Genomic DNA, 13,027 nt, shown 5'->3' with positions numbered 1-13,027 from the left:
CGCTCGGGCTGATCGTGCTGGTCGGCGTCCCGCTGATCCTCGCGATCGCGGCGCCGCTGCTGCGCCCCTACCGGGACCGGGAGCTGGCGCACCGGGAGCTCGTCGGCGAGCTGAGCACGCACGCCACCGACCTGGTCGCGGGCCTGCGGGTGCTGCGCGGCATCGGCGGCGAGCCGCTGTTCTCCCGCCGCTACCGCGCCGAGTCGCAGCGGGTGCGGGCGGCGGGCGTGGCGGCCGCGCGGGCCGAGACCCGGCTGAGCGGCGCCGAGGTGCTGCTCCCCGGGCTGCTGATCGCGCTGGTGACGTGGGTCGGCGCCCGGTTCGCCGTCAGCGGGACGATCGGCGTCGGCGAGCTGGTCGCGTTCTACGGGTACGCCGTGTTCCTGATCGTCCCGCTGAAGACGCTCGGCGAGGCCGCGGGCAAGATCACCAAGGGGCTGGTGGCGGCGGGCCGGGTCACCGCCCTGCTGTCCATCGACCCCGAGCTGCCGGACGCGGGGACGGCCCGTCCGGCGGCGGGCTCCGAGCTCGTCGACATCGCGTCCGGGCTGGTCGTGCGGCCGGGCCGGGTCACCGCGATCGCGGCGGCCGACCCGCGCGACGCGCAGGCGATCGCCGACCGGCTCGGCCGGTACGCGCCCGGCGAGGTCGACTTCGGCGGCGTCCCGCTGCACGGCGTGGCGGACCTCAGGAAGCGGATCCTGGTCGCGGTGAACGAGGACCGCCTCTTCGCCGGGTCCCTGGCCGAGTCGCTGGCGCCGGACGGAGACGAGGCCACGCTGCGCGCCGCGATCCGTTCCGCGTGCGCCGAGGACATCGTCGCGTCCTCCGGCCTGGACGCCTATGTGGCGGAGGCCGGACGGGAGTTCTCGGGCGGCCAGCAGCAGCGCCTTCGCCTGGCACGGGCACTCGCCGCCGACCCGGACGTCCTCGTCCTGGTGGAGCCGACCAGTGCCGTGGACGCGCATACCGAGGCGCGCATCGCCGACAGGCTCCGCCCAGCGCGCGCGGGACGCACCACCGTGGTCTGCACGACGAGCCCGCTGATGCTGGACCGGGCCGACCACGTGGCCTTCGTCCAAGGCGGCCACGTCGTCGCGGAAGGAACGCACCGCGACCTGCTGGAGACCGAACCGCGCTACGCGGCCACCGTCACCAGAGGAGAAGCAACGGAACAAGCGGAAAGGGCAGGACGGTGAGCGCGGAGATACTGCCGGTCGCGACGCCCGCGCAGGTGCGCGCGTACGCGCGGCGGCTCGTCGTGCGGCATCCGCGCGACCTCGCCGCCGTGCTGGCCCTGCACGCGTTCGCCGCCGTGACGGGCCTGGTCGCGCCGCGCCTGCTCGGCGCGCTCGTCGAGGACGTCCGCGACGGCCGCGCCGACATCGACACCACCGGCCTCGCCATCGCCGGCTTCGTGATCGTGCAGGCCGTGCTGACCAGGTACGCCTACCTCGCGTCCGCGAAGCTGGGCGAGCGCGTGCTGGCGGAGCTGCGGGAGGAATTCGTCGACCGCGTCCTGGCGCTGCCGCTGTCGCGGGTCGAGCGGGCGGGCACCGGCGACCTGGTCACCCGCGCGTCCCGGGACGTCGACACGCTCGGCACGTCCGTCCGGTACGCCATGCCGGAGACGCTCGTCGCGATCGTCGTCGGCGCGTTCACGTTCGGCGCGCTGCTGCTGAACGGCCCGCTCGTCGCGCTGCCCGCGCTGGTCGCCGTGCCGTTCCTGGTCGCGGTGATGCGCTGGTACCTGCCCCGCGCGCACGTCGGCTACCTGCGGGAGAACGAGGCCTGGTCGCGGATCGCCGGCAGCCTCACCGAGACCGTCCAGGGCGCGCGGACCGTCGAGGCGCTCGGCCTCGCCGACCGCCGGCACCGCCGCGGCGACGACGACATCGCGGTCTCCTACAAGGCCGAGCGCTACACGCTGCGGCTGCGCATGTTCCTGTTCCCGGTGGCCGAGCTGAGCTTCGTGCTGCCCGTGGTGTCGACCCTGTTCGTCGGCGGCCTCCTCTACATGCACGACATGGCGACGCTCGGGCAGGTGACCGCCGCGACCCTGTACGCGCAGCTGCTCATCGAGCCGGTGGACACCATGCTCTCCTGGCTGGACGAGCTGCAGCTCGGCGGCGCGTCGCTGGCCCGCCTGCTCGGCGTCGGCAACGTCCCGCCCGACCGCGCGCCGGGCGACGCCCTGCCCGCCGGCGACCGGCTCACGGCGCGCCGCGTCCGCTACCACTACCGGCCGGGCAAGGACGTCCTGCACGGCGTGGACCTCGACCTGCGGCCCGGCGAGCGGCTCGCGATGGTCGGGCCGAGCGGCGCCGGCAAGTCCACCCTCGGCCGGCTGCTCGCCGGGGTGGACGGCCCGCGCGCGGGCGCCGTCACCGTCGGCGGCGTCCCGCTGGTGGAGCTGCCGCTGGACGGCCTGCGCCGCGAGGTCGCGCTGGTCACGCAGGAGCACCACGTGTTCCGCGGCACGCTCCGCGAGAACCTCGCGATGGCCCGCGAGGACGCCTCCGACGAGGAGATCCGCCGGGTCCTCGCCGCGGTCGAGTGGGACGGGCCGGACCTCGGCACCGTCGTCGGCTCCGGCGGCGTCCCGCTGACGCCCGCGCAGGCGCAGCAGCTCGCGCTGGCCCGGCTCGTCCTCGCCGACCCGCACACCCTCGTGCTGGACGAGGCGACGTCGCTGCTCGACCCGCGCGCCGCCCGCCGCCTGGAGCGCTCGCTCGCCGCCGTCCTGGACGGCCGGACCGTCGTGGCGATCGCGCACCGCCTCCACACCGCCCACGACGCCGACCGTGTGGCGGTGGTGGAGGACGGGCGCATCACCGAGCTCGGCACCCACGAGGACCTGCTGGCCCAGAAGGGCTCCTACGCGGCCCTGTGGGCGTCCTGGCACGGCTCAGCCGGCTAGCACGCGGCTCAGCGGGCTGGCACCGCGCGGCTCAGCGGGCCAGCACCGACTTCAGGTAGTCGACCTGGATGTGGAGGAGGTTCTCCGCGACGACCTCCTGCGGGGTCATGTGGGTGACGCCCGACAGCGGCAGCACGGTGTGCGGGCGCCCGGCGGCCAGCAGCGCCGACGAGAACCGCAGCGTGTGCGCGGCCACCACGTTGTCGTCCGCGAGCCCGTGGATGACCATCAGGGGCCGCTTCAGGTCAGCGGCCCGCTCGATGAGCGAGTTCGCGGCGTAGAGCTCCGGCTCCTCGTCCGGGTGGCCGAGGTACCGCTCGGTGTAGTGGGTGTCGTACAGCCGCCAGTCGGTGACGGGCGCGCCCGCGATGCCCACGTGGAACACGTCCGGCCGCTCCAGGACGGCGAGGCCCGCGAGCCAGCCGCCGAACGACCAGCCGCGGATGCCGACCCGGTCGAGGTCGAGCGCGGCCGGGTGCTTGCGCGCCGCCTCGATCAGCGCGGTGATCTGGTCGTCGAGCACGGGCCCGACGAAGTCGCCGTGCACCGAGCGCTCCCACGCCGGGCCGCGCGCGGGCGTGCCGCGGCCGTCCGCGATCACGACGGCGAAGCCCTGGTCGGCGAGCCACTGCGGCTCGCAGTACATGCGCTGCACGGCGAGGACGCGCTGGGCGTGGGGCCCGCCGTAGGGGTCCATGAGGACGGGCAGCCGCCCCTGGTCGGGCTCCCAGCCGGTGGGCAGCAGCACGGCGGTGCGGATCTCCCGGTCGCCGGCCCGCAGCAGCTCCACCTTCGGGGTGATCACCGGGGTCTCGGCGAACGAGGCGACCGGGTGCGTCCCGGCGGGGGTGCGCACCTCGGTCTCCGAGCCGGGGCGGTCGAGCCGCGCGCCCGTCACGACGGTGATCCCGCCGGACCGGATGCCGCCGAAGACGCCCGCCCCCTCGGTCAGCCGGGTGGTCTCGCCGCCGGCATAGGAGTACAGGTGGACCTCGGTGGGCTCCTCCGAGCCGGTGAACAGGATCGACTCGCCGTCCACCCCGAGCACCGACCGGACCTGCAGCCCCGCGGGCGTGACCGGCTTGCCGCCGACGGTGATGCGGCGCGTGTCGGCGTCGCGGTCCTCGGTGGTCCAGACGAGGTCGCCGGAGGCCGTCCGGACGGGCAGGCCGGGGACGATCTCCGTCCACACCGGGTCGTGCTCGGTGTGCAGGAGGGACGTCGCGCCGTTGGTCGGGTCGACGCTCAGCACCCGCTGCGAGCGCTGGTCGCGCGGCTGCACGACGATCAGCAGGCCGTGCCGGTCCCAGGAGGCCGCCACGAAGTAGGGGAACATGCCGCGGTCCCAGGCGACGGCGGTGCGCCGGCCGTCCACCTTCAGCAGCACCAGCGAGACCAGCGCGTTCGGCGTGCCGGCCGCCGGGTAGGCGATCTCGGACGGCGGCCGGTCGGGGTTGGCGGGGTCGGCGATGTGCCAGCGCTGCACCGGCGTCTCGTCCACCCGCGCCGCCAGCAGCGTGCCGCCGTCGGGGGACCACCAGTGGCCGCGCATCCGGCCCATCTCCTCCGCCGCGACGAACTCGGCGAGGCCGTAGGACACCTGGTCGGACTCCGGCTGGACGAGCGCCCGGTCGTCGGTGCCGTCCATCTCGATGACGCGCAGCGTCCGGCCCGACACGTAGGCGATCCGCCGCCCGGCCGGGTCGGGGCGCGGGTCGAACACGGGCGCCTGCGCGGGCAGCTCGCGGACCAGCGCGGTGCCGAGGTCGACCGCGTACAGCCGCCCGGCCAGCGTGAACACCGCCTGCCGCATGCCCTGGTCGGTGGCGTAGCCGACGATGCCGCCCGCCTGCTCGCGGGCGCGCTCGCGCCGGGCCCGCTCCTCGGCGGGCAGGTCCTCCTCGCCGGGGACGTCCAGCGCGGCCGGGTCGGCGACGCACTCCTCCTCGCCGGTCGCGGTGTCCAGCGTCCACAGGCAGGTGACCGGATCGTCGCCCGCCCTGGTGCGCAGGAACGTCACGCGCGACTCGTCCGGCGCGATCTGGAAGGCGCGCGGAACGCCGAGGCTGAACCGGCGGGTGCGGGCGCTCTGCCGCGGATAGCTGATGCTCATGGCACCCGAGTCTGCCAGGATGCCCGGGAAGTACGGCGCACGGCGGTCTCCTGCCCTCTATGATCACGGGTCGTCGCGTGGTGGCCGGGGAACGTCCCGTGCCCGGGTCCGCGCTCGCGTAAGCTCAAAGCTTCCCCAAGCACTTTTTTCGTCGCGGGCTGAGGAGTGGTCAATGCCGGAGCTGCAGCCGGGAGATCCCCGGCGGCTTGGCTCGTACGAGATCGTCGAGCGGCTCGGCGAGGGCGGCCAGGGCGTCGTCTACGCCGGGGTCGACGCCTCCGGGAACCGCGCCGCGATCAAGCTGCTGCGCGCCGACCTCGCCGGGGACACGATGGCGCGCACCCGGTTCGTCCGGGAGGCGCAGGCCGCCAAGCAGGTCGCGCGGTTCTGCACCGCGCAGGTCCTGGAGGCCGACGTCGCGGGCGACCAGCCCTACATCGCCAGCGAGTACGTGCCGGGCCCCTCGCTCTACAAGCAGGTCACCGAGACCGGCCCGATCGGCGGCGCGGCCCTCGACCGGCTCGCGATCGGCACCGCGACCGCGCTGGTCGCGATCCACCAGGCCGGCATCGTGCACCGCGACTTCAAGCCGCACAACGTCATCATGGCGCCGGACGGCCCGCGGGTGATCGACTTCGGCATCGCGCGCGCCCTGGACACCGGGCAGACGAACGCGACGAAGGCGATCGGCACGCCGTCCTACATGGCGCCGGAGCAGGTGGCGGGCGCCACCCTCACCGAGGCCGTGGACGTGTGGGCGTGGGCGACGACGATCGTGTTCGCCGCGACCGGCCACCCGCCGTTCGGCGACGACACCGTGGTCGCGGTGATCAACCGGGTGATGCACGAGCCGCCGATGCTGGACGGCGTCCCGCCCGACCTGCACCGGCTGATCGCGGCGTGCCTGGTCAAGGAGCCCGAGCGGCGGCCGACCGCGCAGCAGATCATGATGGCGCTGATCGGCAGCGGGCCGGGCGGCGCCGGGCAGACCCGCATGGACGACCCCGCGCAGGCCACCACGATGCTCGCGGAGGGCTCCACGCTCGCCGCGGGCGGGCTCGGCGCGGCCGGGCTCGCGGGCGCGGGCGCCACCCACCCGGGCGGCCCCGCCGGCGGGACGCGCCGCGTCTCACCGTCGGAGTACACCGGGAGCCTGCCGCCCGCGGGGCCTCCGGGCGGCGGCGCCGGCCGGGCCCGGTACGACGACTGGGAGCCCGAGCGCAAGTCCAAGTGGCCGATCGTCGCGGCCGTCGCCGCGATCGCCGTGCTGGCGCTCGTCGTCGGCGTGTACGCGGCGACCCGCGGCGGTGGCGACTCGCCGAACGCGCCGGTCACGCCGTCGGTGAGCGAATCGTCGGAGGTCTCCGAGACCCCGACGTCCGAGGAGCCGGAAGAGCCGACGCCGACCCGCACCCGCACGCGCCGCAACACTCCGCCGCCGCAGCAGTCGACCGCGCCGACCTCCGAGGCGCCGACCAGCGAGACGCCCACGTCCGAGGCGCCGACCAGCGAGACGCCCACGTCCGGCCCGCCGACCGGTGACGGCGGCGACGGCGGTGACGGCGGCGACGGTCCCGGCCCCGGTGCGGGCGGCGGCGGTGGCGGCGGGCCCGGCTCGGGCGGCTGACCCGCCGTCAAGACCCGCCGCCGGGACCCGCCGGACCGTGCGGGGCAGGGCGGTCATCGCCGCCGCCCCGTGCTCTGAGTAGGCTCGTTGACTATGAAGGAGCCGCGGATCCTGTTCGTCCACGCCCATCCGGACGACGAGTCCATCGGGACCGGGGCGACCATGGCCAAGTACGCCGCCGAGGGCGCCCACGTCTGTCTCGTCACCTGCACCCTGGGCGAGGAGGGCGAGGTGATCCCGGAGGAGCTGCGCCACCTGGCCTCCGACAAGGAGGACGGCCTCGGCGAGTACCGGATCGGGGAGCTGGCGGCGGCGTGCGCGGCGCTCGGCGTCCGCGACCACCGCTTCCTCGGCGGCGCGGGCCGCTGGCGCGACTCCGGCATGATGGGCGCGCCCACCAACGACGACCCGCGCTGCTTCTGGCGGGCGGACGTCGACACCGCCGCCGCGGACCTCGTCCCGGTGATCCGGGAGGTCCGGCCACAGGTGATCGTCACCTACGACGAGCGCGGCAACTACGGGCACCCCGACCACATCCAGGCGCACCGCGTCGCGTGGCGGGCGTTCGAGCTGGCCGCCGACCCGTCGTTCACGGAGGGCGGTGAGCCGTGGCGGGCCGCCAAGTTCTACGCCTACGCCACCCCGCGCACCGTCCTCGCGCGGGCGATCGCGGTGATGCGGGAGGCGAAGCTGCCGTTCGCGCGCGTCGCCGGGCTGGACGAGCTCGGCTCCGGCGTGCCCGACGGGCAGGTCACCACGGTGGTGGACGCCCGCGCGCACCTGCCCGCCAAGCTCGCCGCGCTGCGCGCCCACCGCACCCAGATCGTCGTGGCGCCCGACCAGGTCGGCCCGTTCTTCGCGCTGTCGAACAACCTGGGGCAGCAGGCGTTCGGCACCGAGTACTACATCCTCCAGGCCGGCGAGCAGGGCCCGGTCGGCCCCGGCCGCCGCGAGCGCGACCTGTTCGCGGGCCTCGCCGAGCAGGGCCCCGGCGACGACGCCTGACCGCCGCGGGACCCGCGGCCGGTAGCCTGACTCCGTGCACAAGGACGACGACGAGGCGCGGGTGAGCCTCGCCAAGGACGGCCCCCCGGCGGACGGTGCGGCGGGCGCGTCCCTCGCGCGGGAGCCCCGCGCCGAGGGCCCGCTGGACGCGTTCGTGTCCGGCGCCGCCTACGCCGCGCTCGCCCTGCTCGGCGCGGTCTTCGGCGTGGTCGGCTCGTTCAGCCAGGACTGGACGCTCGGCCCGGTCCCGGTCGCCGCGATCGTCCTGGTCGCGCTGGTCTTCGCGATGGCCCGGCTGGCCGGGCACGGGATGGGCGGCCGGGTCGGGGCCACGGTCCCGGCGGTGGTGTGGGGCGTGGTCGTGTTCGTCCTGTCGATGCGCCGCGGCGAGGGCGACCTCGTCATCCCCGGCACCCTCCCGGGATACCTGTTCATCGTCGGCGGCATGCTCGCCGCGGTCGCCGGCATCATGACGGTGCCGCCGGCCCGCCCGCCGGGCGACTGGCTGCTCGGCAGGGCGGGCCGGGTCCGCGACTAGCGGTTCCGGCCGGGGCCGGCGGTCCCGGTCAGGACGCCATCGGGGCGGGCTCTGCGTCGAGCTGCGGCATGGCCGTGTTGTCCTTGTGCCCCTTCAGGGTGAGGCACGCGGCCGCGCTGAGCAGGATCACGACGATCGGCAGCCACATCGTCGGCTTCATCGCGTGCACGAAGCCGTGCGAGAAGACCTGCCCGGCCAGCTCGTGGACGCGGTGCGCGACGTTCGGCGGGATGCCCGGCGGGAGCTGCTGCTTCGCGCCGCTCTGGCCCGCGCCGACCTCCAGGCCGCTCTTGGCCGCGTTGGCGAACCCCTGCACGAACCCGGGGCGCACGTCGGCGGGCAGCGCCGCCGAGCGGGTCGCGGCCTCGTCCCGCAGCGAGGAGGCGAGCTGGTTCTGCAGGACGGCGCCGACCGCCGCACTGCCCAGCACCGACCCGACCTGCCGGATCGTGTTGTTGACGCCGGACGCGGCGCCCGCGAGGCGCGGCGGGACGTTCCGGGTCGCCTCGGTGGCCATCGGCGCGAACACGCCGCCGATGCCGATGCCGGAGACGACGAGCGCGGGGATGAACGCCTTCCAGTCCGTCCCGACCTCGGCGACGAGGACGATCCACACCATCCCGGCGCCGTAGAGGGTGAGGCCGCCCATCAGGATGAACTTGCCGCCGATCCGGTCCGAGAGCCGGCCCGCGACGGGCGCGAGGAACATCGACACCAGCGACGACGGCGCCATGACGAGCCCGGCCTTGAGGGCGCTGAAGCCCAGCACCGACTGCAGGTAGATCGTCATCGGCAGGAACATGCCGACCATGCCGACCGAGACGGCCGCGCCGACGAGGTTCAGCACGGTGAAGTTGCGGTCCTTGAACAGGGAGAAGGGGACGAGCGGCTCGCCGTCCTGGCGGGACCGCTGCTGCACGACGAAGATCACGAACAGGGCGAGCCCGGCGCCGATCAGGCCCCAGATGCCCGCGTTCCATTCGTACTTCTGGCCCTCGGTCAGCGCGAACGTGAGGCAGAAGAGGGCGGCGGACGCCAGCAGCACGCCGACGAGGTCGAAACGGTGCCGGACGCCGGGGGTGCGGCCGGGCAGGATCGGCACTGCCATAGCGAGCACCAGGATCCCGATGGGCAGGTTCACGAAGAAGATCCAGCGCCAGTCGAGGCTGGTGACGAGCAGGCCGCCGATCGTCGGCCCGGCGATCGTGGAGACCCCGGCGACCGCGCCCCACACGCCGAGCGCGGCGCCGCGCCGCTCCGGCGGGAACACCCCGATGATGATCGACATGGTCTGCGGCATCAGCAGCGCGGCGCCGAGGCCCTGCAGGGCGCGGGCGGCGATCAGCTGCGTGGGGTCCTGCGCGATCCCGCACGCGAGGCTGGCCACCGTGAACAGCGCGACCCCGGCGATGAACAGGTTCTTCTTACCCCACAGGTCGCCGAGGCGGCCGGCGGTGATGAGCAGCACCGCCAGCACCAGGACGTAGGCGTTGACGACCCAGAGCACCTCGTCCAGCGAGGCGTGCAGCTTGTCGGTCATGCTCGGGATCGCGATGTTCACGATCGTCAGGTCGAGCAGGGTCATGAAGAATCCGAGGGAGAGCGTCAGCAGGATCGCCCAGGGATTTCCGCGCCATTTGCTCATGGGGCCCCCTTGTCGTCGTGGCGTGGTGGTCGGGGGCGCGGGTGGCAGCGGATCTGCACCTCGTCGTCCCTCCAGGTGAGGCGGCCGGAATCCAGGTCGTCGACCAGGCCCCGCACGTAGTCGAGCTCGCCGTGCAGCCGGGCGATCTGCCACTCCTGGTCGAGCAGTTTGTAACGCTCCAGGCCCTGCTTGAGGAGCGCGTCGTGCGCCGTCTGGTGCGCGGCCAGCGCCGCCTCCAGCGCGACCGTGCGGCCGCGCAGCAGCCGGGCGACCTCTCCCTCCGACAGCAGGTTGATGAACGCCAGCCCGGTGCCGAACAGCGGGAACTCCTCGGCGGGGTGGCGCAGCAACTCGGCGAGCCGCATCTGCGCGGCGTCCCGCCCGGCGGCGGTCACCGCGTAGATGGTGCGCTCGGGCCGGCGGCCCTCCCGGCTCGTCTCCAGCGGCTCGATCAGCCCGGCCGCGGCGAGCCGCTCCACCGAGTGGTACAGCGAACCGTGGGTGATCTTGACGGCCTGGTCGTAGGCGTGGTCGCGGATGCGCTGCTGCATCTCGTACGGGTGCATCGGGCTGTCGCAGAGCATCCGCAGCACGGTCAGCGCGAGCGGTGTCAGCGGTCGGGACATGGTTCCGGGCCTATGGTCGATTCCGATTAGTCCAGACAGACTAATCCAACCGGACCGACCTCGTCACCTTAACCGCGAAGCCGGACATGTCCGTGCAGGTCCGTACGGTTCGGAGGGGCGTCAGCGCACGGCGTCCACCGAGTTGGCCGCGCCGTTGCGGGCGACGTAGTCGCCGACCGTGTCGTCGCGGACGGCGGTGAACAGGGCCCGCACGCCATCATCGTTCAGGAGTACGACACTCTGCCCGTCCCGCTCGGCGGGCCTGTCGACCGGGGCGGTCAGGTACTCCACCAGCGAGGTCTTGAGGAGCCGGTGCGCGAGCCCGCGCAGCGTCCCGGCGGTGACCGAGTCGTCCACGGTCACCGCGCCGGTCACGGCCCGGACGAACCGGTCGATCTTGATCGGGTTGCGGGTGTCGAGGGCCTTGGCCGCGAGCGCGTGCAGGAACGCCTGCTGCCGCTTGATGCGGTCGAGGTCGCCGTCCGGCAGGTTCCAGCGCTGCCGGACGAAGTCGAGCGCCTCGACGCCGTTCAGGTGCTGGCTCCCCGCCTTCCACCGGCGCTCGTGCATCGGGTCGTAGGTGTCCTTGGTGATGGTGACGTCCACGCCGCCGAGCGCGTCGGTCATCTTCACGAACCCGCCGAAGTCGAGCGCGGCGTAGTGGTCGACGCGCACGCCGCTGAGCCGCTCCACGGTGCGGATCAGCAGCGAGGGCCCGCCGTGGGCGAACGCCGCGTTGATCTTCGTGGTGCCGTGCCCGGGGACCGGCACCCAGCCGTCCCGGGGGATGGAGATCAGCGACACCCGGTCGCCGCGCCCGGACAGGTGCACCAGCATGATCGTGTCGGCGCGGGCGCCCATCGACGGGATGTCCGCGCGCCGGTCGGAGCCGATCAGCAGCCAGTTCTCGCCGCGCCCGGTGGACGCCGGGCGGCCCGCACCGCTGGGCAGCGCCCCGGCGACCCGCCCGACCTCCCCGTTGTAGGCCCGTTGCAGCAGGTAGAGGCCGCCCGCGAGCAGTATCAGGACGCCCACCGCGAGCCCGCCGCAACCGATGGCGACCCGGCGCCGGCTCGTGTTCCGCAACAGCATGCCGCCCACCCTGCCGCCGCGGGCGCCGCGCGCCGCGCCGCCGGGCGGGCGGGGGCCGATTCTTTGACGACTCGCGGGTTTCGCGTTAGCCGGGCGAGACGCCGCCGGGCGCCGTTGACCGGCGGCGTCTCGGGCCGTGGGGACCGCGCGCCCGCGCGCGGTGCTGCTAGCCCTTGAGGGCGATCTCCAGCTGGTCGAGGGCCCAGTCCAGGTCGGCGCGCTCGATGACCAGCGGCGGCGCGAGGCGCAGCGTGGTCTCGTGGGTCTCCTTGGCGAGGACGCCGAGGTCCATGAGCCGCTCGCTGACCGGGCGGGCCGGGCCGGCCAGCTCGACGCCCGCCCACAGCCCGCGCCCGCGCACCTCGCGGACGAGGTCGCCGGGCAGCCGGCCGAGCCGGTCGTGCAGGTGCGCGCCGAGCGTGCGGGAGCGCTCCTGGTACTCGCCGGTCTTCAGGATCGCGATGACCTCGCGGCCGATCGCGCAGGCGAGCGGGTTGCCGCCGAACGTCGAGCCGTGCTGGCCGGGCTTGAACACGCCGAGCACGTCGCGGTCGGCGACGACGGCGGACACCGGCATGATGCCGCCGCCGAGGGCCTTGCCGAGGATGTAGACGTCCGGCACGACGCCCTCGTGCTCGACGGCGAACGTGGTGCCGGTGCGGCCGAGGCCGGACTGGATCTCGTCCGCGATCATCAGCGTGCCGTTGGCGGTGCACAGCTCCCGCACCGCCCGCAGGAACCCGCTCGGCGGGACGTTCACGCCGGCCTCGCCCTGGATCGGCTCGATCAGCACGCCGACGGTGTGCTCGTCCATCGCGGCCTGGAGCGCCTCGACGTCGCCGTACGGGACGGTCCGGAAGCCCGGCGTGTAGGGGCCGTAGGAGTCGCGGGCGTCGGGGTCGGTGGAGAAGCTGATGATCGTGGTGGTGCGGCCGTGGAAGTTGCCCTCGAACGTGATGATGTTCGCCTGGCCGGCCGGGACGCCCTTGACCTCGTAGCCCCACTTGCGGGCGGTCTTCAGCGCGGTCTCGACGGCCTCGGCGCCGCTGTTCATCGGCAGCACCATGTCCTTGCCGCACAGCTCGGCCAGCTCGCTGACGAACGGGCCGAACTGGTCGTGGTCGAAGGCGCGGCTGACCAGCGTGACGCGGTCGAGCTGCCGGCGGGCGGCGTCCGCGAGGCGGGGGTTGCGGTGCCCGAAGTTGACCGCGGAGTAGGCGGCCAGCATGTCGAGGTAGCGGCGGCCCTCGACATCGGTCAGCCAGGCGCCGTCCGCCTCGGCGACCACGATGGGAAGGGGATGGTAGTTGTGCGCGCTGTGGTCCTCGGACATCGCTCGCAGCTGGTCGGTTTGCGTCACGACGCTCCTTCGCGGCTCGGCCCGGCCGGTCGGGCCGGGGCATGGCTGGACACCGGACGAAGGGTCCGGTGCCGAGGGGAGGGCCGGGCGGGGTCCGGGTG

General features: G+C 74.3%; 10 protein-coding genes. 5 read left to right on the top strand and 5 right to left on the bottom strand.

The features are described from left to right. A partial coding sequence (locus ETD96_RS30035; protein ID WP_138639864.1) for an ABC transporter transmembrane domain-containing protein occupies window positions 1–1,199 on the top strand: 1,199 nt, incomplete at its 5' end. After that, the gene (locus tag ETD96_RS30030) at window positions 1,196–2,920 is read left to right on the top strand and encodes an ABC transporter ATP-binding protein (RefSeq protein ID WP_138639863.1); all 1,725 of its coding nucleotides are present in this window, start codon (window positions 1,196–1,198) and stop codon (window positions 2,918–2,920) included. The genes ETD96_RS30035 and ETD96_RS30030, both read left to right, overlap by 4 nt. Window positions 2,921–2,951: 31 nt before the next feature. Here ETD96_RS30030 and ETD96_RS30025 read toward each other — a convergent pair whose 3' ends face one another. Further along, window positions 2,952–5,033: a S9 family peptidase gene (locus ETD96_RS30025; protein WP_138639862.1), complete on the bottom strand. Its 2,082-nt coding sequence runs from the start codon at window positions 5,031–5,033 to the stop codon at window positions 2,952–2,954. Between the two features lie 172 nt (window positions 5,034–5,205). Here ETD96_RS30025 and ETD96_RS30020 point away from each other — a divergent pair, with 172 nt between their 5' ends. From ETD96_RS30020 to ETD96_RS30010, 3 genes are all read left to right on the top strand, one after another. Continuing rightward, a complete protein-coding gene (locus ETD96_RS30020) occupies window positions 5,206–6,660 on the top strand; it encodes a serine/threonine-protein kinase (protein WP_138639861.1) in 1,455 nt (484 codons plus the stop codon). A gap of 93 nt (window positions 6,661–6,753) precedes the next feature. Continuing rightward, window positions 6,754–7,665 (top strand): N-acetyl-1-D-myo-inositol-2-amino-2-deoxy-alpha-D-glucopyranoside deacetylase, encoded by a 912-nt coding sequence (mshB, locus tag ETD96_RS30015; protein WP_138639860.1) that lies wholly within the window; start codon window positions 6,754–6,756, stop codon window positions 7,663–7,665. A 34-nt stretch (window positions 7,666–7,699) separates the two neighbouring features. Then, window positions 7,700–8,203 carry a DUF6113 family protein gene (locus tag ETD96_RS30010; protein ID WP_138639859.1) on the top strand — a complete coding sequence of 168 codons (504 nt, stop codon included), beginning with the start codon at window positions 7,700–7,702 and terminating at the stop codon, window positions 8,201–8,203. Window positions 8,204–8,231: 28 nt separating this feature from the next. Here ETD96_RS30010 and ETD96_RS30005 read toward each other — a convergent pair whose 3' ends face one another. From ETD96_RS30005 to rocD, 4 genes are all read right to left on the bottom strand, one after another. Beyond that, complete coding sequence (locus ETD96_RS30005) at window positions 8,232–9,848, bottom strand: DHA2 family efflux MFS transporter permease subunit (protein ID WP_138639858.1); 1,617 nt, start codon at window positions 9,846–9,848, stop codon at window positions 8,232–8,234. Continuing rightward, window positions 9,845–10,474 (bottom strand): PadR family transcriptional regulator, encoded by a 630-nt coding sequence (locus tag ETD96_RS30000; RefSeq protein WP_138639857.1) that lies wholly within the window; start codon window positions 10,472–10,474, stop codon window positions 9,845–9,847. The genes ETD96_RS30005 and ETD96_RS30000 overlap by 4 nt, the downstream gene beginning before the upstream one ends. Window positions 10,475–10,594: 120 nt before the next feature. Further along, window positions 10,595–11,566 carry an LCP family protein gene (locus ETD96_RS29995; protein ID WP_138639856.1) on the bottom strand — a complete coding sequence of 324 codons (972 nt, stop codon included), beginning with the start codon at window positions 11,564–11,566 and terminating at the stop codon, window positions 10,595–10,597. Window positions 11,567–11,732: 166 nt separating this feature from the next. Then, a complete protein-coding gene (gene rocD / locus ETD96_RS29990) occupies window positions 11,733–12,899 on the bottom strand; it encodes an ornithine--oxo-acid transaminase (protein ID WP_171069298.1) in 1,167 nt (388 codons plus the stop codon). Window positions 12,900–13,027: the final 128 nt, after the last annotated feature.

It is taken from the genome of Actinomadura geliboluensis (assembly GCF_005889745.1).
Taxonomy (GTDB): domain Bacteria; phylum Actinomycetota; class Actinomycetes; order Streptosporangiales; family Streptosporangiaceae; genus Spirillospora; species Spirillospora geliboluensis.
The sequence above is the reverse complement of the archived record's forward strand: the minus strand, read 5'-3'. Positions and strand labels throughout refer to the sequence as shown.

Coding starts and splice junctions, on each gene's coding strand:
- ETD96_RS30025 (WP_138639862.1), bottom strand. CDS start 5,033: ATGAGCATCAGCTATCCGCGGCAGAGCGCCCGCACCCGCCGGTTCAGC.
- ETD96_RS30000 (WP_138639857.1), bottom strand. CDS start 10,474: ATGTCCCGACCGCTGACACCGCTCGCGCTGACCGTGCTGCGGATGCTC.
- rocD (WP_171069298.1), bottom strand. CDS start 12,899: ATGTCCGAGGACCACAGCGCGCACAACTACCATCCCCTTCCCATCGTG.
- ETD96_RS29995 (WP_138639856.1), bottom strand. CDS start 11,566: ATGCTGTTGCGGAACACGAGCCGGCGCCGGGTCGCCATCGGTTGCGGC.
- ETD96_RS30005 (WP_138639858.1), bottom strand. CDS start 9,848: ATGAGCAAATGGCGCGGAAATCCCTGGGCGATCCTGCTGACGCTCTCC.
- ETD96_RS30020 (WP_138639861.1), top strand. CDS start 5,206: ATGCCGGAGCTGCAGCCGGGAGATCCCCGGCGGCTTGGCTCGTACGAG.
- mshB (WP_138639860.1), top strand. CDS start 6,754: ATGAAGGAGCCGCGGATCCTGTTCGTCCACGCCCATCCGGACGACGAG.